The sequence below is a fragment of the Streptomyces sp. SudanB52_2052 genome (assembly GCF_964272415.1).
GTDB lineage: Bacteria > Actinomycetota > Actinomycetes > Streptomycetales > Streptomycetaceae > Streptomyces > Streptomyces olindensis.
In genome coordinates this window covers 5,272,914-5,292,635 of the sequence record NZ_OZ186796.1, presented here as the reverse complement: position 1 = coordinate 5,292,635, position 19,722 = coordinate 5,272,914, and the positions used below count along the sequence as shown (strand labels likewise).

Genomic DNA, 19,722 nt, shown 5'->3' with positions numbered 1-19,722 from the left:
CGGGTGGGAAGTGGCGGCGAGGCCGCGGTTCGGGTGAGGGAGCGGGAGTCGCCGTTGGGGCGAGGGAGCGGAAGTTGCCGTTCGGGTGAGGGAGTTGTCCACAGGGCGGCGGTACGTCCACAGGCCTGAGCGGCCGGGCCGGCGAAGCCTCATCGTGGGGAGCGCAAGCCGGTCCCTCGTCGCAGGTGGTGGTCTCCGTGTCCCTCGCTCGGTCCTCGTACGTGCCCTCGTCTCCCTCGTGGTCCCTCCCCGCGTGCCCGCCCGGGGCCGAGGTGCCCGCGACCCGCGAGGTGCCGCGATTCGATCCGGTACGGGTGGGCGGGCGCTGCCGCTCCGGCCGGCTCACCCGGCACCGGCGCCGGGCCCTGGCCGTCGGGCTCGCGGTCACCGCGACCGCACTCGTGGCGGCGGGGCCGCGTGACGCCGAGGGAGCCCGCGGGCATCCCCGGACCCGCCCGCCCGCGCACACGACCACGGTGCCGTCCGGTGAGCGGCCCGCGCCCCCACGCCGCGCCGCGGGGGCGGTGACGGCCCCGGTCCGGATCGCCGACGCGGCCACCGTACGGCTGCTGCGGCCCGGCGACCGGGTCGACGTCATCGCCGCCGAGGAGACGGTGACGGGCGGCGACGCCCGGGTGGTCGCGCGCGGGGCCAGGGTGACCAAGGTGCCGGAGCCCCTGGAGGGCGCTTCCGACGGCGGTGCGCTGGTCGTGCTCTCGGTGCCGCGCGCCACCGCCGCCCGGCTGGCCGGCGCGAGTGCCACGGCGCGCCTGGCGGTGACGTTGTGGTGATCGGCTTGTGCACGGTCCCGTCAAGTCCCTCGTTCGAGGGACCCAGGTGCTCAGTTCGGCGCAGTGTTGACGTAGGTTGCGGAGCGTTTTGTTCCACAAGCTGCTTGTGCGAGGAGAGGCCCCGAGGTGAGCGAGAAGAAGGATCCGAGTGTCTGGGAGGGCTTCAAGGCCTTCCTGATGCGCGGGAACGTCGTCGATCTGGCGGTGGCGGTGGTGATCGGCGCCGCCTTCACCAACATCGTCAACGCCGTGGTGAAGGGGATCATCAACCCGGTCGTCGGCGCCATCGGGACCAAGAACCTCGACCACTACAGTTCGTGCCTCAGCTCGACGTGCGAGGGCGAGCAGGGCATCCAGATCCTGTGGGGCTCCGTCCTCGGTGCCACACTGAGCTTCGTGATCACCGCGGCGGTCGTCTACTTCCTGATGGTCCTGCCCATGGCGAAGTACCTGGCCCGGGTGGAGGCCCGCCGGAAGGCCAAGGAGGGCACGCAGGAGGTCATCGAGGTGACCGAGCTGGAGGTGCTCAAGGAGATCCGGGACGCGCTGGTCGCACAGCGCGGTGCGGGACACGACCGGTCCTAGGTCCTGTCGCTCGGATCACGCCGCGGGCACGGGGCGCCGCCCGGCTGCTTCAGAGGTGGTGGGGCGGCTTCTCGTCGAGGAAGCGCCTGAGGTCGGCGGCGCCGCCGCCGGAGTCGGTGCGCTCGCCCCAGCCCCGGTCGGTGTCGTCGGAGGACTGCTGGTCGAGCGGGTCGTCGAAGACCAGCGCGGGCTTCGGCTCGCGCGGCTCGGATTCGGGGGCGGTGCTCATGCGTCCAGGGTACGGTCGCGGAGAAAAACCCCGCGCCTTCTGTTGTGCTGGGAATCATGACCTCCGGCACCACTCCCCCGCCCGCCCCCTCCGGCGCTCCCGGCGGCCGGGGCCCCCTGCGCAGGCTCCGGGCCCGCGGCCGCGACGAGGCGCATCGGACGGCCTCGCCGCTGGAGCTCTTCTTCGACCTGTGCTTCGTCGTGGCCGTCGCCCAGGCGGGCGTCCAGCTGGTGCACTCGGTGGCCGAGGGACACGCGGGCGAGGGGATCGTCGACTACGCGATGGTGTTCTTCGCCCTGTGGTGGGCGTGGATGAACTTCACATGGTTCGCCTCGGCGTACGACAACGACGACGTCCTCTACCGGGTCGTCACGCTGGTGCAGATCGCGGGTGTGCTGGTCCTCGCGGCGGGGGTCTCGCGGGCGTTCGAGGAGCACGAGTTCCTCGTGGTCTGGCTGGGCTACCTCGTCATGCGGCTCGCCCTGGTGGCGCAGTGGCTGCGGGCGGCCCGCTCCAGCGAGGGCCCGGAGCGCACGACCGCCCTGCGCTACGCCGGCGGCGTGCTGCTGTGCCAGGTCGGCTGGCTGGGGCTGCTGTTCCTGCCGGAGGGTGCCCGGCCCTGGTGGTTCCTGGTGATGGCGCTGCTGGAGATGTGCGTGCCGCCGATCGCGGAGCGGGGATACACCACGGCCTGGCATCCGCGCCACATCGCCGAGCGGTACGGGCTGTTCACCATCATCGTGCTGGGCGAGACGATCGCCGCGGCGACGATCGCGGTGAAGTCGGGCATCGACGAGAACGACGCGCTGGGCGAGCTCCTCCCCATCGCGGCAGGCGGTCTGCTGGTCGTCTTCGCCGCGTGGTGGCTCTACTTCGTGGTGCCCGTCCACGGCCATCTGCGCTCCAACCGGCAGGCGTTCCTGTGGGGCTACGGGCACTACCTCGTCTTCGCCTCGGCGGCCGCGATCGGCGCCGGACTGGAGGTCGCGGTGGAGCAGACGGTCGGCAAGGCACACATCTCCACGCTCGCGGCCTCGGCCGCCGTGACCCTGCCGACGGCCCTCTATCTGCTGATGCTGTGGGCTCTGCACTCGCGCCACTTCAAGGCGGGCTTCACCCAGCAGCTGGTACTGCCGACGACGGCACTGCTGGTGATCTGCTGCAGCTTCCTGGGCGACTGGGCGGTGTTCGCGGCGGGCGTGGTCTGCGCGCTGTCGGTGGCGGCGGGCGAGACACTGGCCGTCCGCGGGGCGCGGGTCAGGGGATCGGCGGCGCCGGCCGGCTGAGCGGAGCGCGGGGCAGGGGGCGGCGGCGCCGGCCGGATGAGCGTGCCGCCGGCCCGGGGCGGGCGGCGGGCCGACGACGTGGCATGCCTGGGTGCGCCCGCGAGCCGGGGCGACTGGAGAAGACTGTGCGCCATGACAGTTGAGGCTCTGGTTGACGCTCTGACGGATGTCTCCGGCCTGCGCGTGGGGCACGCGACCCGCGCCGGTGACGGCTGGCTCACCGGCACCACGGTCGTGCTCGCCCCGGAGGGCGGCGCCGTGGCCGCCGTGGACGTGCGCGGCGGCGGTCCCGGCACGAAGGAGACGGACGCGCTCGATCCACGCAACGTGGTGCGCAAGGTCGAGGCGGTCGTGCTGACCGGCGGCAGCGCGTACGGGCTGGACGCTGCGTCGGGGGTGATGGCGTGGCTGGAGGAACGGGGGCGCGGGATCCGGGTCGGGGCGGACCCGGCGCATGTGGTGCCGGTGGTGCCCGCCGCCTGCGTCTTCGACCTGGGCCGGGGCGGCGACTTCCGGGCCCGGCCGGACGCGGCCACCGGCCGGGCCGCGGTCGAGGCCGCCGCGGCGAGCGAGGCCGGCGCGCCGGTGGCACAGGGGTGCGTGGGCGCCGGCACGGGCGCGGTGGTCGGAGTGGTGAAGGGCGGCGTCGGCAGCGCGAGCACCGTGCTCGGCTCGGGGATCACGGTGGCGGCGCTGGTGGTGGCCAACGCGGCGGGATCGGTGGTGGATCCGGAGACGGGGGTGCTGTACGGGGAGTTGTTCCAGGGGCGGGTGGAGTATCCGGAGGCGCGGGTCCACGAGGCCGCGCGGCGGCGCCTGGCCGGGACGGCCGCGCGGAGCGCTCCTCCCCCGCTCAACACCACGCTCGCGGTGGTCGCGACGGACGCGGACCTGACGAAGGCGCAGGCGCAGAAGCTGGCCGGTACGGCCCATGACGGAATCGCCCGCGCGGTGCGTCCAGTGCACCTCCTCAACGACGGGGACACGGTGTTCTCCCTGGCGACGGGAGACCGCGCCCTGGACGCCGCGAACCCGCTCGCCCTCAACGAGGTCCTCGCCGCCGGCGCGGACGTCGTGACCCGGGCGATCGTGCGGGCGGTGCGGGCCGCGGAGACGGTCGACGGGCCGGGCGGGACGTGGCCGTCGTACGCGGAGTTGTACGGGCCCCACTGAACCGGCCCCGCGGAACCGGCCCCACTGCACCGGTCCCGCCGAACCGGCTCGCGGCGCACAGCGGATCGACAGCGGAACGGGACTTTGTCGCGGTTCTGTCACGTGACGGCGTTCACCGCGCACGGACGGAACCCGACCGGCCGCCCGCCCCCTCTTCCCTCACGTACTGGAGCGGATCTCGCACATCACACGAACTGGGAGCAGCCCGTGACAACGCCGGACATTGCAGCGCGGCGCACACTGGGGGCCTGTGCCGCCCTGATGGTCGGCGCCCTGACGCTCACCGCCTGCGGTGGCAGCGCCAACGCCAAGGACGACGAGAAGGGCGGCAAGGGCGCCACCAAGACGTCCGTCGCGAAGATCGCCATCTCGGCGAAGGACGGTTCGACCGGCGCCTCCATCAACACCACCGGCGTGAAGGTCAGCGACGGGAAGCTGACCGACGTGAAGATGACGATGGCGGACAGCGGGCAGGCCGTGCCGGGCTCGGTCTCCGCCGACGGCAAGGTGTGGAAGCCGAAGGAGCAGCTGGAGCGCGGCACGAAGTACCAGATATCGGCGACCGCGAAGGACGCGGACGGCCGCACGGCCGCGGCCAACTCGATCTTCACCACGGTGACGTCGGCGAACAGCTTCATCGGGACGTACACGCCGGACGACGGCACCACGGTCGGCGTGGGCATGCCGGTGTCGTTCACCTTCGACAAGGCCATCACCGACCGCAAGACCGTGCAGGCGCACATCACGGTCACGTCCAGCAGCGGGCAGAAGGTCGTGGGGCACTGGTTCAACGGGCAGCGGCTCGACTTCCGGCCCGAGGAGTACTGGAAGGCCGGCTCCAAGGTCACGATGAAGATCGACTTGGACGGCGTCGAGGGCGCGAACGGCGTCTACGGCGTGCAGAAGAAGACGGTCACCTTCACCGTCGGGCGCGCACAGGTCTCCACGGTGGACGCCAACACCCAGACGATGACGGTCGTGCGGGACGGCAAGACCATCAAGACGATCCCGATCTCGGCGGGCAGCCCGCAGCACACCACGTACAACGGGCAGATGGTGATCTCGGAGAAGTTCGTCCAGACGCGGATGAACAGCCGGACGGTCGGGCTGGGCGGCGAGTACGACATCCCGGACGTGCCGCACGCGATGCGCCTGACGACGTCCGGCACCTTCATCCACGGCAACTACTGGTACAACAAGGGCAACCCGCCCTTCGGCCGCCAGGGCACCAGCCACGGCTGCGTCGGCCTCGCGGACGTCCAGGGCGCCGGGGGCAACACGCCCGCCAAGTGGTTCTACGACAACTCCCTCATCGGGGACGTGGTGATCGTGAAGAACTCCCCCGACAAGACGGTGTCGCCGGACAACGGGCTCAATGGATGGAACATGCCGTGGAGCCAGTGGGTCGCGGACAGCGCCTCCTGATCGACTTCGAGTAGGGCCCCAGCTGGGGATTCTGACGGACCGACCGGGCCGCGCGGGAACTTTTCGCGCGGCCCGCGCGTTTTCCCGGACGTACGTTTTCTCGGTTCCCGGACATGATGTCCGACCGAGGGGCTACGGTATGCACCCACAAGGTGACATGCAGCAACGCCGGGAGAAACCTTGAGCGTTCCGTACGAGACGGCAGCGTACGAACCCCACGACTCGCCCGAGTCTCCGGAGGAGCACCTCGCGCGACTCCTCGGCCGTGCCCTGAACTCCTTCGAGTTGCCGGACGAGACGATAAGGCTGCTGGACTGCGCGCTGGCGCACGACGGTTCGCTGCACTCCGCGCACCACAGCGCGGGCCTGCACCGGGAGACGTACCGGCACACGTGGCTGCTCGCCGACGGCTCGGCACTCACCCTGTGGGAGCTCGTCCACAACACGGCGCCGGGCAGCGAGCCGCAGCACGAGGTGTACGTGGACGAGGAGGAGCTGCGCGCCGCCACCGCACGGCTGCCGCTGCCCCCGGACGCCCCTGACTTCGAACTGCCGGTGACGGTGCAGCTGTCCCCGGTCGCCCCACCGCGGCACGCCTACGCCCGGGACGACTCCGCGGACCACGCGCGCCGTTTACTGCGCCGGGCGGAGAACGCGGACCGGCCGGGCGCGGACACGGCGGCCCTGCTGGCCACGGCGTCCGGTCACCAGATCACCCAGGCCTTCGGCCGCCCGTGCCGCGCGGGCCGGGCGGGGCTGGGCTTCTCGCTCTACGAGCACGCGTTCCTGCTGCGCGACGGCGCGGAGATCTCCCTCTGGGAGGTCGAGCACACGGCGACGCCGGACGGGCGGCACATGTGCGAGGTGTACGCCAGCGAGGACGCGGCGCGCGAGGCGATGGAGCGGCGGGCGGCGCAGCTCTCCTGAACGGGTCCTAGGCGCTTCTGTCGCCGAGCTGCCGGACCAGTTCCGTGAAAGCGTCTCTCTCCTCGGAGGTCAGCTCCACGGACTCCGACCGGGGCCCCGTCTGCCGCTGCTGCGGGAGGGCGGGGAGAGGGTGGCCTTCGGGCCATCGGGAGACGTGCTCGGGCATGCGCCCCAGTAGACACCACGGCCCGGGACTTCGGTCCCGGGCCGTGATTTTCGTGATCTATCTCGCAGGTGGCATGAACGGATCACAGTGCCCCAAAGGGGCCCAGCTCCCTATGCCGCCACCGGCTGCTTCTGCTCCGCCGCCTGGGCCGCGGCGCCCTCGCCGGAGGCCGGCGTGACGCCGGGGGCCTGCTTGCGCATGCCCTTCAGGACGATCACCAGGGCGGTGGTGACGCAGACGCCCGCGGCGATCGCGATCAGGTAGAGGAACGGGTTGCCGATCAGCGGGACCACGAAGATGCCGCCGTGCGGGGCGCGCAGGGTGGCGCCGAAGGCCATCGACAGGGCGCCGGTGATCGCGCCGCCCGCCATCGAGGCGGGGATGACGCGCAGCGGGTCGGCCGCGGCGAAGGGGATCGCGCCTTCGGAGATGAAGGAGGCGCCGAGCACCCAGGCCGCCTTGCCGTTCTCGCGCTCGGTCTGGTTGAAGAGCTTGCTGCGCACGGTCGTCGCCAGGGCCATCGCCAGCGGCGGGACCATGCCGGCCGCCATCACCGCGGCCATGATCTTCATCGCCGAGTCACTGGGGCTGGCGACGGCGATACCGGCGGTGGCGAAGGTGTAGGCGACCTTGTTGACGGGACCGCCGAGGTCGAAGCACATCATCAGGCCGAGCAGGGCACCGAGCAGGATGGCGTTGGAGCCGGACAGGCCGTTCAGCCAGTCGGTCATGCCCTTCTGCGCCTCGGCGATGGGCTTGCCGATGACGACGAACATCAGGAACCCGACGATCGCCGAGGAGATCAACGGGATCACCACCACCGGCATGATGCCGCGCAGCGCCGCCGGGATGTTCACCTTTTGGATCGCCATCACCACGCCGCCGGCGATCAGACCGGCCGCGAGACCGCCGAGGAAGCCGGCGTTGATGGTGAGTGCGATCGAGCCGCCGACGAAGCCGGGCACGAGGCCGGGCCGGTCGGCCATGCCGTAGGCGATGTAGCCGGCCAGGACCGGGACGAGGAAGCCGAAGGCGACGCCGCCGATCTGGAAGAGCAGGGCCGCCCAGCTGTCGGCCTGCGTCCAGATGAAGTGCTCCATCACCGACGGGGCCTTGTCGACCTTGTAGCCGCCGATCGCGAAGCCGAGGGCGATGAGCAGACCGCCCGCCGCGACGAACGGCACCATGTAACTGACACCGGACATCAGCCACTTGCGCAGCTTGGTGCCGTAGCCCTCGCCGGAGTCGCCGGAGCGCTCCACGGGGCTGGCCGGGGCGGAGCCGGAGGTGACCTCGCCGCGGGCGGCCTTCTCGCGGACCTCGGCGATGAGTTCCGCGGGGCGGTTGATGCCCGCCTTCACGCCGACGTCGACGGTCGGCTTGCCGGCGAAGCGTTCCTTCTCCCGTACGGGCACGTCGTGGGCGAAGATCACGGCGTCGGCCGCCGCGATGACCTGCGGGTCGAGGCGGGTGAAGCCGGCCGAGCCCTGGGGCTCGACGGTGATCTCGACGCCCGCCTCGCGGCCGGCGTTCTCCAGCGACTCGGCCGCCATGTAGGTGTGGGCGATGCCGGTGGGGCAGGAGGTGACGGCGACGATCCGGAAGGGGCGCTCCTCGCCACCGGCCGTGCCGTCACCACCGGCCGTGCCGTCACCACCGGCCGTGGCGTCGTCGGTGACCGTGGCGGCGGCGGAAGAGGCCGCTCCCGCCGACGCCACGGTGTCTTCGGCCCCCGCTTCGGCGGGTGCGTCGGGTTCGTCGCCGCGGATCAGCGCCGCCGCGGCCGCCGCGTCGTCCACCGCGCGCAGGGCGTCGGTGAACTCGCTGTTCATCAGCTGCCGGGCCAGGGACGACAGGATCGTCAGGTGGGCGTCGTCGGCGCCGGCCGGCGCGGCGATCAGGAAGATCAGGTCGGCGGGGCCGTCCGCGGCGCCGAAGTCGATGCCGGCCGCGCTGCGCCCGAAGGCGAGCGTCGGCTCGGTGACGTGCTCGCTGCGGCAGTGCGGGATGCCGATGCCGCCGTCGAGGCCGGTCGGCATCTGGGCTTCGCGGGCGGCCACGTCGGCGAGGAAGCCGTCCAGGTCGGTCACCCGGCCCAGGGCCACCATGCGCTCGGCGAGGGATCGCGCCGCCGCTTCCTTGGTGTCGGCGGACAGGTCGAGATCGACCAGGTCCGCGGTGATCATGTCGCTCATCGCGGGCTCCTTAGCACGCGTATCGCCCGGTCAGTGGGGTGGGCGGGGGTGGGGACGGGGGTGCGGTGGGGGGTGACGGGGGTGGGGGCGGAGGCGGGGGTGCGGGCGGGGAGTAACGGGGAGACTCGCCGCTCACGGGCCGGTCCGGGCAGCTCGAAGTACGTCATGACACCGGCTCCTTCAACACGCGGTCCGCCGGGATGTCCGCCGTGACCGTCACCGCGGCCGGGTCCAGGTCACCGGGCTTGGGCATGACACTGCCGGGCAGCTGGACGGCCGCCGCGCCATGGGCGACCGCGGAGGCGAGGGCCTCGGGGCCGCTGCCGCCGGCGATCAGGAAACCGGCGAGGGAGGAGTCGCCGGCGCCCACGTTGCTGCGGACGGCGGCCACCCGGGCGCTGCCGAACCAGGTGCCCTCGTCGGACACCAGCAGCTGTCCGTCCGCGCCGAGGCTCGCGAGGACGGCCCGGGCGCCCCTCTCGCGCAGTTCCTCGGCCGCCTTCACGGCGTCGCCGACGGTGGCGAGGGGGCGGCCGACGGCCTCCGCGAGTTCCTCGGCGTTCGGCTTGACCACGTCGGGCCGCTCGCGCAGGGCCGCGAGCAGCGCGGGCCCTGAGGTGTCCAGGGCGATCCGCGCCCCGGCGGCGTGCGTGCGGGCGACCAGTTCGGCGTACCAGGAGGGGGCGAGGCCGCGCGGGAGGCTGCCGCAGCAGGCGATCCAGGAGGCCTCGCCGGACTGCTGCCGTACGGTCTCCAGGAGCAGTTCCCGCTCGGCCTCGGACAGTTCCGGACCGGGCGCGTTGATCTTCGTCAGGACGCCGTCGGCCTCGGCGAGGGCGATGTTGGAGCGGGTGGCTCCGGCGACGGGGACCGGCGCGACCTCGATGCCCTGCGCGTCGAGCAGGTCGGCGACGAGTGCGCCCGGGGCGCCGCCCAGGGGCAGGACCGCCACCGTGCGCTGCCCGGCCGCGGCGACCGCGCGCGAGACGTTCACGCCCTTGCCGCCCGGGTCCATCCGCTCGCCGGTGGCGCGGATGACCTCGCCGCGGTCGAGGGACGGCACCTCGTAGGTGCGGTCCAGGGACGGGTTGGGGGTGACGGTGAGGATCATGCGCGCACTACTTCCGTGCCGCCGCGCTCGATCGCGACGGCGTCTTCGGGGCTCAGCCCGCTGTCGGTGATCAGCAGGTCCACATCGCTCAGGTCGCCGAAGCGGGCGAAGTGCTCCTGGCCGTGCTTGGAGGAGTCGGCGAGCAGCACCACGCGGCGGGCGGCGGCCACAGCCGCGCGCTTCACGGCGGCCTCGGCGAGGTCGGGGGTGGTCAGGCCGTGCTCGGCGGAGAAGCCGTTGGCGGCCACGAACAGCACGTCGGCGCGGATCTCGCCGTAGGCCCGCAGCGCCCAGGCGTCCACGGCGGCGCGCGTGCGGTGCCGTACGCGCCCCCCGATGAGGTGGAGCTGGATGCCGGGGTGGTCGGCGAGGCGGGCCGCGATGGGCAGGCTGTGCGTGACGACGGTGAGCGAGGCCTCCAGCGGGAGGGCGGCGGCCATCCGGGCCACCGTCGTGCCGGCGTCGAGGATCATCGTGCCCTCGCTCGGCAGCTCCGCGAGGGCCGCCTTGGCGATACGGTCCTTCTCGTCGGCCGCGGTCGACTCCCGCTCGGCGATGTCCGGCTCGAAGTCGAGGCGCCCGACCGGGATGGCCCCGCCGTGCACCCGGCGGACGAGTCCGGCGCGGTCGAGGGCCTTCAGATCCCGGCGGATCGTCTCCGCCGTCACCTGGAACTCCTCGGCCAGCGACACGACATCCACTCGGCCGCCGTCACGGGCGAGCCGGAGGATCTCCTGCTGCCGTTCCGGTGCGTACATGTCTGTTCGCCTCCGCCTCGTGCCCGAACGTGTGGTTTCAGCGGGAGGCTACGCCGAGATTTCCGCAAAGTAAACAGGTTCGGACCCAATCGGGCGTGATCGGAAACGCAGACGGGCCGGCACCCTGCGGTGCCGGCCCGTTCCCCCGTCGTCAGACCAGCGCCGGTTCCTGATGCCCAGCCGGTGCCTGCTCCCCCTCGACGTGCTGCGCGGGCCGCTTCGGCAGCGCGAACATCAGCAGGAAGATGGCGACCATCACCACGGCCACCCAGCCCAGCGCGTTCCGGAAGGCGTCCGCGAAGGCCGGACCCACCTGTTCCGGCCGCAGGTGCTCGGAGATCGTGCCGAAGAAGACCACCGAGACCAGCCCCAGCCCGAGCGCGTTGCCCATCTGCTGCACGGTGTTGATCAGCCCCGACGCCGAACCGGCGTGCTCGCGCGGCACCTCGGAGAGGATCGCGTCGGTCAGCGGTGCCACGATCAGGCCCATGCCGACGCCCATCACGACGAGCGGCAGGGCCATCTGCCACGGGGTCACGGCGAGGCCGTAGTGCGCGGACTCCCAGACGTAGAGCAGCACCCCGGCCGCCATGACCAGCGCGCCTGCCTGGAGCACCTTGCGCCCGAAGCGCGGCACCAGCTTCTGCACCGACATCCCGGCGGCCACGGAGACCGCGATCGAGAACGGCACCCCGGTCAGCCCGGCCTTCAGCGGGCTCCAGCCCAGCCCGACCTGCATGTACAGCGTCCACACCAGGAAGAACACGCCGAGCCCGACACCGAAGACGGTCTGCACGGCGATCCCCGCCGCGAAGCTCTTGACCCGGAACAGCGACAGCTCGACCAGCGGGGAGCCGTCCCGTGCGCTCTTGCGCCGCTCGTACGCCACCAGCGCCGCGAGGACGACGAGCGCGCCGGCCATCGACCCGTACCCCCACACCGGCCAGCCCAGCTCGCGGCCGCGGATCAGCGGGTAGAGCAGCATCAGCAGGCCCAGCGTCACGAGCGCGACGCCCACCAGGTCCAGCTTCAGGGCCCGCGGCGCCTTGGACTCGGTGATGAAACGGCCGCCGAGGATCAGCCCGGCGACCCCTACGGGCAGGTTGATCAGGAAGATCGAGCGCCAGCCCCACCCGAACAGGTTCCACTCGGTCAGCAGCGCGCCCAGCAGCGGACCGGACACCGCGCCGAGTCCGACGACCGCCCCGAACAGCCCGAAGACCTTGCCCCGCTCGTGCGCCGGGAAGGTCGCGTGCACGATCGACAGCACCTGCGGCACCATCAGCGCCGCCATGCCGCCCTGCAGGAAGCGGGCGGCGACCAGCATCTCCGGGTTCACCGCGAGGCCGCAGAGCGCGGAGGCCACGGTGAAGCCGCCGATACCGACGAGGAAGATCCGCTTGCGGCCGTGGATGTCGCCGAGCCGCCCGCCGGTGATGAGCCCGGCGGCGAACGCGAGGGCGTATCCGGCGGTGATCCACTGGATCTGGCTGAAGGAGGCGCCCTCCTCCCGCTGGATCGACGGGATGGCGATGTTGACGATCGTGACGTCGACGAGGTCCATGAAGGCCGCGGTCATCACGATCGCGAGGGCGAACCAGCGACGGCGGTCCGTGCCGCCGCCCGCGGTGGTACTGAGGGTCTGCTCGGTGGAGGTCATACCTCGAAGCTAGGGTGCCATTAGGTCAGATCATGTCCTACTCGTACGGCATCCTCATCGGTATGACGACGGACACACCGGCCCGGCTGCTGACGCTCCTCTCCCTCCTCCAGACGCCCCGCGAATGGCCCGGCGGCGAGCTCGCCGACCGGCTCGGGGTCTCCCGCCGCACGGTCCGGCGCGACATCGACCGGCTGCGTGAGCTGGGCTACCCCGTGCAGGCCACCAAGGGCGCCGACGGCGGCTACCGGCTGGTCGCGGGCAAGGCCATGCCGCCGCTCGTCCTGGACGACGAGGAGGCGGTGGCCATCGCGGTCGGGCTGCGCGCCGGGGCCGGGCACGCCGTGGAGGGCCTGGACGAGGCGTCGGTACGGGCGCTGGCCAAGCTGGAGCAGGTGCTGCCCGGCCGGCTGCGCCACCGCGTGACCACACTTCAGGCCGCGACGACCCCGCTGACCAGCGGGGACGGGCCGAGCATCGCGCCCGAGACGCTGACCGTCATGGCCTCGACGGTGGCCGGGCACGAGCGGCTGCGGTTCGCCTACCGGGCGGCGGACGGCACCGAGTCGCGGCGTCTGACCGAGCCGTACCGGCTGGTGTCGACGGGGCGGCGCTGGTACCTGGTGGCGTACGACATCGACCGGGACGACTGGCGCACGTTCCGCGTCGACCGGGTGAGCGAACCGTTCGCCACCGGGGCGCGGTTCATGCCGCGCGAGCTGCCGACGGGGAGTGCGGCGGAGTACCTGCGGCAGTCGATGCAGCGGCACCAGGAGTCCTACGACTTCGAGGTCGAGTTCGCCGCGCCCGCCGACGTCGTCGCCGCTCGGCTGCCGAGGTGGCTGGGCACGCCCGAGCCGCTGGACGAGAGCAGCAGCCGCCTGCGGGGTTCCGTCGGGGACGCCGTGCAGTGGGTGGCGTTCCGCCTCGCGATGCTGGAGTGCGACTTCACGGTCCGCCGACCGGAGGAACTCGTGACGGCCGTACGGGAGCTGGGGGCCCGGCTGAGCAGGGCGGCGGGGGGAACCACCGACGGGGCATGACCTGCCTGACCCGCGGCGTCACGGCCCGACTTCCCGCGTCACGGCCCCCACGGGAAGTCCCGTAGCGCCGCGAGGTTGCGCAGCGCCAGTTCCGCCGGGCTCCCCGGGCCCTCCACGGGCCCGTCCCCCTCGGCCCAGCCCTCCAGCGCGGCCCGCACGGCGGCACTCGCGACGGCGGCGGCGAAGCGCGGTTCGGGCACGGTGGCGCCAGGTCGCGGGGTGGGGGCACCTGGGCGCGGCATGGCGCCCCCGGCTTCCGGGGCGGGGGCCCCGGAACCCGGCACGCCGGCCCCAGTCTCCGACGCGCGAGCCCCGGATCGCGGCACGCCGGCCCCAGTCTCCGACGCGCGAGCCCCGGATCGCGGCACGCCGGCCCCAGTCTCCGACGCGCGAGCCCCGGATCGCGGCACGCCGACCCCCGCCTCCAGCGTCCGGGCAACGTTGTCGTCACCGAGGGCACGCGCAGAACCCCCGGCCGTCCCGACACGTGTCACCCGTTCCACCAGGACCTCCCCCAGCAGGCGTTCCGAGTCCTGGCACACCTCCGCCCACACCCTGCGCAGGGAGGGGTTCGCCTCGGCCAGGCGCAGGAGTGTGCGGACCCACTCCCAGGAGGACGCCGAGACGCCGACCCCCGGCGTGAGGGTGTGGCGCACCCCCTCCTCCAGGGCCTGGAGCACGCCCGCGTCGGCGGGAGCCGCCCGTACCGCCGCCACCCAGCGCTGCGCGCCGGCCGCGTAGAGCGGGGCGACGGCCTCCTCCTTGGTCGCGAAGTACCGGTAGAACGTCCGCGGGGCGATGCCCGCGGCCTGGGCGATGTCCTCCGCGCGGGTGGCGCGCAGGCCGTGCCGTACGAAGAGACCGGCCGCCGCCCGGGCGATCTCCATCCGCGTCTCGGCCTTCCGCCGCTCGGTCAGCGAGGCCTGCGGCGGGGTCGGGGTGGTGCTGCTCACGCCCTGCAGGCTATGCCCATGTGACACAATCTGCCATCTGGCGGGCCACCCCGTGGTTCAGGTACGGGGTGGCCCGCCCTCCAGCACTCTGCCCGTGACCAGCACTCCGTCGTGACCAGCACTCCGCCGGCGAGGACTCCCGGCACGAAGAGAGCCGGGCCCCGGCGCCCGGGGGGAGGGACGCCGAAGCCCGGCCTTGGGAGAGTCCCGGCGCCGGGGGGAGTGCGACGGGACTTGGCTCTGAGGGGCCAGGGGCGTGGCCCCGGGCCCGAACTGGTGGGCCCGGAAGTCTTGTTCCCGGAGCCCTGCGGGTTGAAGCGGCGTTACAACGCCATGTTTGCGCGGTCTTTCGCCACCCGGCGTACGCGGTCGCCACCGGGCGTACACTGCCCGTCACCCACAGGCCATGGGCACGAGCGGTGCGCCCGGACGCTCACCGTGCTCGCCGACGTCACGCCGCCGCGTCGAACCCCGTGCTGCGGGCCAGCTTCTTCAGCTCCAGCAGTGCGTGCTTCTCGATCTGCCGGATGCGCTCGCGGGTCAGGCCGTGCTCCTTGCCGACCTCGGTCAGCGTGCGCTCGCGGCCGTCCTCGATGCCGTAGCGCATCTTGATGATGGAGGCCGTGCGCTGGTCGAGGCGGCCGATGAGGTCGTCGAGCTCCTCGCTGCGCAGCAGCGTGAGCACCGACTGCTCGGGCGACACCGCCGAGGTGTCCTCCAGGAGGTCGCCGAACTGGGTCTCGCCCTCGTCGTCCACCGACATGTTCAGCGAGACCGGGTCGCGGGCCCAGTCCAGCACGTCGGTGACGCGCTCCGGCGTCGAGCCGAGCTCGGCGGCGATCTCCGCGGGCTCCGGGTCCCGGCCGTGCTCACGGTTGAACTCGCGCTGCACACGGCGGATCCGGCCGAGCTCCTCCACGAGGTGGACGGGCAGGCGGATCGTGCGGGACTGGTCGGCTATCGAGCGGGTGATGGCCTGGCGGATCCACCACGTGGCGTACGTGGAGAACTTGAAGCCCTTGCGGTAGTCGAACTTCTCGACCGCGCGGACCAGGCCGGCGTTGCCCTCCTGGATCAGGTCCAGCAGCGGCAGGCCGCTGCGGGGGTAGCGGCGGGCCACGGCGACGACCAGGCGGAGGTTGGAGCGGATGAAGACGTCCTTGGCCCGCTCCGCGTCGGCGACCAGGGCTTCCAGCTCCTCGCGGGTGGCGTCCGCCTTGGTCTCCTCGTACCCGTCGAGGACCTGCCGCGCGAACACACCCGCCTCGATGACCTGGGACAGCTCGACTTCCTTGGCGGCGTCGAGCAGCGGTGTGCGCGCGATCTCGTCGAGGTACATGCCGACCAGGTCGCGGTCGGCGATCTCGCCGCCATGGGCGCGAACACTGCTTGCCGCGTCGACCGTCTCGCCGGTGGCGGACTGACGACGGGCGACGGCACGGGTTGCCATGCGTGCTCCCTTGCGATGGTGAGGTCAGCGGGTGGTCCTTCGGACGCTGGACTCCGTCTCCGGGACTCTCCGGACTCTCCTCGGGTGCCCTGCATCCGATGGAAACAACGACTGGAATCAGGACAGAATTCCCAACCCGCCCCCCGATTTTTCTGATCATGCAGTACCCTGTCCGGCCACGCAGGGAGGCGAGATGCCGTCGGAACGTACAGAGGTGCAGGTCAGGCCGGGAGTCGAGGAGGACCTCGAAGCCCTCACGGCCCTCTACAACCACTACGTACGTGAGACAGCGATCACATTCGACACCGTGATCTTCACTCCGGAGGAGCGCCGCCCTTGGCTGCTCTCCCACCCTGAAGACGGGCCGTACCGCCTGAGGGTTGCCGTGGACCGCGACACACAGGGAATTCTGGGCTACGCCACATCCAGCCCCTTCCGGGCGAAGCCCGCCTACGCGACCTCCGTGGAGACGACCGTGTACGTCGCCCCGGACGCCGGCGGCCGGGGCATCGGCACCCTTCTCTACAAGGCGCTCTTCGAGGCCCTGTCCGGCGAGGACCTGCACCGCGCCTACGCGGGCATCGCACAGCCGAACGAGGCGTCGGCCCGGCTGCACGAGCGCTTCGGCTTCCGGCACGTCGGCACGTACCGGGAGGTCGGCCGCAAGTTCGGGCGGTACTGGGACGTGGCCTGGTACGAGAAGCCGCTGTAGACCCGGGGGCCTCAGCCGAACTGCACGGACCGCTTCGCCAGCCCCATCCAGAAGCCGTCGATCACCGACTTCTGGGCGCCCAGCTCACCGGCCGCGTCGGCCGCGCCCATGGTGACGAACAGCGGGGCGAAGTGCTCGGTGCGCGGGTGGGCCAGCCGCCCGGCGGGCGACGTGCGGGTGAAGTCGAGCAAGGCGTCCACGTCCCGCGCCTCCAGCGCCCGCCGGCCCCAGTCGTCGAACTCGGCCGACCAGGCGGGGGTGCCGCCCTGCCGGAGCGCGGCCAGGTTGTGGGTGAAGAAGCCGGAGCCGACGATGAGCACGCCCTCGTCGCGCAGCGGGGCGAGCCTGCGGCCGATCTCCATGAGCCGGACCGGGTCGAGCGTCGGCATGGAGACCTGGAGGACGGGGATGTCGGCCTCCGGGTACATCTCGACCAGCGGGACGTACGCGCCGTGGTCGAGGCCGCGGTCGGGGACGTCCTGGACGGGCATGCCGGGGGCGCGCAGCAGCTTCCGTACGGACTCGGCGAGCTCAGGTGCGCCGGGAGCCTCGTACGTCACCCGGTAGTAGTGCTCCGGGAAGCCCCAGAAGTCGTAGACGAGCGGGACGGTCTCGGTGGCGCCGAGGGCGAGCGGGGCCTCCTCCCAGTGGGCGGAGACGATCAGGATCGCCTTGGGCCGGGGCAGTTCGGCGGACCAGGCGGCCAGCTCACCGGGCCAGACCGGGTCGTCCGCCAGGGGCGGGGCGCCGTGGCTGAGGTACAGAGCGGGCATGCGCTCCTGGGTGGCGGCCGACATGCTGCGGCTCCTTCCAAAACATGGTTCCCTAACAAAACTGTACGGGCCATTTGTTTAAAGTTCAAGGAGGGGCCACGTAGAGTGGAACACATGAAGGCACCCGCATCCGCACCGGCAACCGGCTCCACCGCGGAGCCCCAGGAACCGCGCTGGCTCACCGACGAGGAGCAGCGCGTCTGGCGCTCGTTCATGGAGGGCGCCACCCTCCTCGACGACCATCTCGACCGTCAGCTCCAGCGCGACGCGGGCATGCCGCACGTCTACTACGGCCTCCTGGTCAAGCTCGCCGAGGCGCCGCGGCGGCGGCTGCGGATGACCGAGCTGGCGATGCTGGCGAAGATCACCCGCTCCCGTCTCTCGCACGCCATCGCGCGCCTGGAGAAGAACGGCTGGGTGCGCCGCGAGGACTGCCCCGACGACAAGCGGGGCCAGTTCGCCGTGCTGACGGAGGAGGGCTACGAGGTGCTGCGGCGGACCGCGCCGGGCCATGTCGAGGCCGTGCGCCAGGCGGTCTTCGACCGGCTCACCCCGGAACAGCAGAAGTCCCTCGGCGAGATCATGCGGATCATCGCCGAGGGACTCCAGCCGACCGAAGCGGGCGCGGACCTGCCCTGGCTCCGCTGACGCGGGACCGGGAGCGGGCCTGCCCCGGCTCCACTCACGCGGGAGCGAGCGCGGACCTGCCCCGGCTCCACTCACACGGGAGCGAGCACGGACCTGCCCGGGCTCCACTCACACGGGAGCGAGCACGGACCTGCCCCGGCTCCACTCACACGGGAGCCGGGGCAGGTCCTGGATTCCGTAGGTGCGGGGCGTCCCCTTCCCCGTGCCTACGGATGGCCCGAAGGGGTGTTTCCCGGTACGGCCGTCAGTGGGCGACGACCGGGATCTGCACCTCGTCCGCCGCGCCCTCGTCGGAGCCGGTCACCGCGGCCATGTTCGGGCGGCCGGCGTTGACGAAGGTCAGGGCGATCGCGGCGGCCACCACGAGGATGCCGACGGCGAACCAGATGGCGCTGGTGTAGCCCCGCACCATGCCCTCCAGCTGGACCAGCTGCTGCTGGGACCGGCTGGTCGCCCCCACGATGTGGTCGGCGATGTAGGAGGTGGTCGCCGAGGCGGCGATGGTGTTCAGCAGGGCCGTGCCGATCGCGCCGCCCACCTGCTGCGACGTGTTGACCATCGCGGAGGCGACACCGGCGTCCCGCGGCTCGACGCCCTGGGTGGACAGCGACATGGCCGGCATGAACGCCGTACCCATGCCGAGGCCGAGCAGCAGCATCGCGGGCAGCAGCAGGGCCGCGTACGAGGAGCCGATCTCCAGCTGCGTCAGCAGCAGCATGCCGAGCGCGGCGACCAGGAAGCCCGGGCCCATCAGCAGGCGCGGCGCGACCCGAGTCATCAGGCGGGTGCCGATCTGGGTGGAGCCCGTGATCATGCCCGCGATCATCGGCAGGAAGGCGAACCCGGTCTTGACCGGCGAGTAGCCCTTCACGATCTGCAGGTAGTAGGTCAGGAAGAGGAACAGGCCGAACATCGCGATGATCGCGAGACCGAGGGAGAGGTAGACGCCCCCGCGGTTGCGCTCGGTGACCACGCGCAGCGGCAGCAGCGGCGCCTTGACCTTGGACTCGACGACCACGAAGGCCAGCAGCAGCACGGCCGAGGCGACGAACATGCCGACGGTCACGGAGTCGCTCCAGCCGTCCGACTCGGCGCGGGTGAAGCCGTAGACGAGGGCGACCAGGCCGAGGGTGGACAGGATCACGCCGGGGATGTCGAGCGGGGAGCGGTTGCGGCCGCCCTCCGGCTCACGGATGACGAAGTAGGCACCGGCCGCGGCGAGGACGGCGAACGGGATGTTCACGAAGAACGTCCAGCGCCAGTCCAGGTACTCGGTGAGGAAGCCGCCCAGGATCAGACCGACGGCACCGCCGCCACCGGCGATCGCACCGTAGATGCCGAACGCCTTGGCGCGCTCCTTGGCGTCGGTGAACATCACGGCGAGCAGGGAGAGCGCGGCGGGCGCGAGCAGGGCGCCGAAGACACCCTGGAGGGCGCGGGCGCCGAACATCATGGCCTCGTTGGTGGCCGCGCCACCGAGCGCGGAGGCCGCGGCGAAGCCGCCCAGGCCGACAAGGAAGGCCTTCTTGCGGCCCCACAGGTCGGCTATCCGGCCGCCGAACAGCAGCAGACCGCCGAAGGCGAGGGCGTAGGCCGTGACGACCCACTGCCGGTTGCCGTCGGAGATGCCGAGGTCCTGCTGGGCGGAGGGCAGGGCGATGTTCACGATGGTGGCGTCCAGGACGACCATCAGCTGGGCGAGCGCGATGAAGACGAGCGCTTTCCAGCGGCCCGGATCCGGTTCGGCCGGGGTGTTCACAGAAGCCTTTGAGGCTGTTTCAGACATGGAGGTACCCACTTCGGGACTTCGTGACGGAAAAAAGATGACGAAAGGGAA

The 19,722-nt window shown here is 72.1% G+C and carries 17 protein-coding genes and 1 pseudogene; 9 read left to right on the top strand and 9 right to left on the bottom strand.

Annotated features, from left to right (window positions below):
- Positions 1-272 precede the first annotated feature (272 nt).
- Both ACSUPV_RS23675 and mscL read left to right on the top strand, forming a co-directional pair.
- Complete coding sequence (locus ACSUPV_RS23675) at positions 273-791, top strand: hypothetical protein (protein WP_436949934.1); 519 nt, start codon at positions 273-275, stop codon at positions 789-791.
- Between the two features lie 126 nt (positions 792-917).
- Positions 918-1,376 carry a large conductance mechanosensitive channel protein MscL gene (gene mscL, locus ACSUPV_RS23670; RefSeq protein ID WP_031117853.1) on the top strand — a complete coding sequence of 153 codons (459 nt, stop codon included), beginning with the start codon at positions 918-920 and terminating at the stop codon, positions 1,374-1,376.
- A gap of 49 nt (positions 1,377-1,425) precedes the next feature.
- Here mscL and ACSUPV_RS23665 read toward each other — a convergent pair whose 3' ends face one another.
- Positions 1,426-1,605 carry a hypothetical protein gene (locus tag ACSUPV_RS23665; RefSeq protein ID WP_031117852.1) on the bottom strand — a complete coding sequence of 60 codons (180 nt, stop codon included), beginning with the start codon at positions 1,603-1,605 and terminating at the stop codon, positions 1,426-1,428.
- A gap of 56 nt (positions 1,606-1,661) precedes the next feature.
- Between ACSUPV_RS23665 and ACSUPV_RS23660 the strand changes: the two genes are divergently transcribed.
- From ACSUPV_RS23660 to ACSUPV_RS23645, 4 genes are all read left to right on the top strand, one after another.
- On the top strand, positions 1,662-2,891 hold the full coding sequence (locus ACSUPV_RS23660) for a low temperature requirement protein A (protein ID WP_436948508.1): 1,230 nt from the start codon (positions 1,662-1,664) through the stop codon (positions 2,889-2,891).
- A 132-nt stretch (positions 2,892-3,023) separates the two neighbouring features.
- A complete protein-coding gene (locus ACSUPV_RS23655; RefSeq protein WP_436948507.1) occupies positions 3,024-4,064 on the top strand; it encodes a P1 family peptidase in 1,041 nt (346 codons plus the stop codon).
- A gap of 207 nt (positions 4,065-4,271) precedes the next feature.
- Positions 4,272-5,489 carry a L,D-transpeptidase gene (locus ACSUPV_RS23650; RefSeq protein WP_436948506.1) on the top strand — a complete coding sequence of 406 codons (1,218 nt, stop codon included), beginning with the start codon at positions 4,272-4,274 and terminating at the stop codon, positions 5,487-5,489.
- A 180-nt stretch (positions 5,490-5,669) separates the two neighbouring features.
- Positions 5,670-6,416: a DUF6227 family protein gene (locus tag ACSUPV_RS23645; protein ID WP_031117848.1), complete on the top strand. Its 747-nt coding sequence runs from the start codon at positions 5,670-5,672 to the stop codon at positions 6,414-6,416.
- 276 nt (positions 6,417-6,692) lie between these two features.
- On the opposite strand, the gene ACSUPV_RS23640 is transcribed toward ACSUPV_RS23645, so the two are convergent.
- From ACSUPV_RS23640 to ACSUPV_RS23625, 4 genes are all read right to left on the bottom strand, one after another.
- Entirely contained in the window at positions 6,693-8,777 is a 2,085-nt protein-coding gene (locus ACSUPV_RS23640) for a PTS fructose transporter subunit IIABC (RefSeq protein ID WP_436948505.1), read from the bottom strand.
- Between the two features lie 163 nt (positions 8,778-8,940).
- Positions 8,941-9,888, bottom strand: a complete 948-nt coding sequence (gene pfkB, locus ACSUPV_RS23635) for a 1-phosphofructokinase (RefSeq protein WP_436948504.1) — start codon at positions 9,886-9,888, stop codon at positions 8,941-8,943.
- A complete protein-coding gene (locus tag ACSUPV_RS23630) occupies positions 9,885-10,646 on the bottom strand; it encodes a DeoR/GlpR family DNA-binding transcription regulator (protein WP_031113336.1) in 762 nt (253 codons plus the stop codon). The genes pfkB and ACSUPV_RS23630 overlap by 4 nt, the downstream gene beginning before the upstream one ends.
- A 151-nt stretch (positions 10,647-10,797) precedes the next feature.
- On the bottom strand, positions 10,798-12,306 hold the full coding sequence (locus ACSUPV_RS23625; RefSeq protein WP_037758633.1) for an MFS transporter: 1,509 nt from the start codon (positions 12,304-12,306) through the stop codon (positions 10,798-10,800).
- A gap of 62 nt (positions 12,307-12,368) precedes the next feature.
- Between ACSUPV_RS23625 and ACSUPV_RS23620 the strand changes: the two genes are divergently transcribed.
- Positions 12,369-13,349: a helix-turn-helix transcriptional regulator gene (locus tag ACSUPV_RS23620; RefSeq protein ID WP_037758860.1), complete on the top strand. Its 981-nt coding sequence runs from the start codon at positions 12,369-12,371 to the stop codon at positions 13,347-13,349.
- A gap of 488 nt (positions 13,350-13,837) precedes the next feature.
- Here the strand turns inward: ACSUPV_RS23620 and ACSUPV_RS23615 are convergent.
- Positions 13,838-14,236 (bottom strand): annotated as a pseudogene (locus ACSUPV_RS23615) (TetR/AcrR family transcriptional regulator); the annotation flags it as partial.
- Between the two features lie 517 nt (positions 14,237-14,753).
- The gene (locus ACSUPV_RS23610) at positions 14,754-15,752 is read right to left on the bottom strand and encodes a sigma-70 family RNA polymerase sigma factor (protein WP_031113341.1); all 999 of its coding nucleotides are present in this window, start codon (positions 15,750-15,752) and stop codon (positions 14,754-14,756) included.
- A 193-nt stretch (positions 15,753-15,945) separates the two neighbouring features.
- On the opposite strand from ACSUPV_RS23610, the gene ACSUPV_RS23605 reads away from it, so the two are divergent.
- Positions 15,946-16,464, top strand: a complete 519-nt coding sequence (locus ACSUPV_RS23605; RefSeq protein ID WP_031113342.1) for a GNAT family N-acetyltransferase — start codon at positions 15,946-15,948, stop codon at positions 16,462-16,464.
- An 11-nt stretch (positions 16,465-16,475) separates the two neighbouring features.
- Here ACSUPV_RS23605 and ACSUPV_RS23600 read toward each other — a convergent pair whose 3' ends face one another.
- Entirely contained in the window at positions 16,476-17,261 is a 786-nt protein-coding gene (locus ACSUPV_RS23600) for a dioxygenase family protein (protein ID WP_436948503.1), read from the bottom strand.
- 90 nt (positions 17,262-17,351) lie between these two features.
- On the opposite strand from ACSUPV_RS23600, the gene ACSUPV_RS23595 reads away from it, so the two are divergent.
- Positions 17,352-17,885, top strand: coding sequence for a MarR family winged helix-turn-helix transcriptional regulator (locus ACSUPV_RS23595; RefSeq protein WP_031113345.1), 534 nt, complete (start codon positions 17,352-17,354; stop codon positions 17,883-17,885).
- 244 nt (positions 17,886-18,129) lie between these two features.
- On the opposite strand, the gene ACSUPV_RS23590 is transcribed toward ACSUPV_RS23595, so the two are convergent.
- The gene (locus tag ACSUPV_RS23590; protein ID WP_031113347.1) at positions 18,130-19,671 is read right to left on the bottom strand and encodes an MFS transporter; all 1,542 of its coding nucleotides are present in this window, start codon (positions 19,669-19,671) and stop codon (positions 18,130-18,132) included.
- Positions 19,672-19,722: the final 51 nt, after the last annotated feature.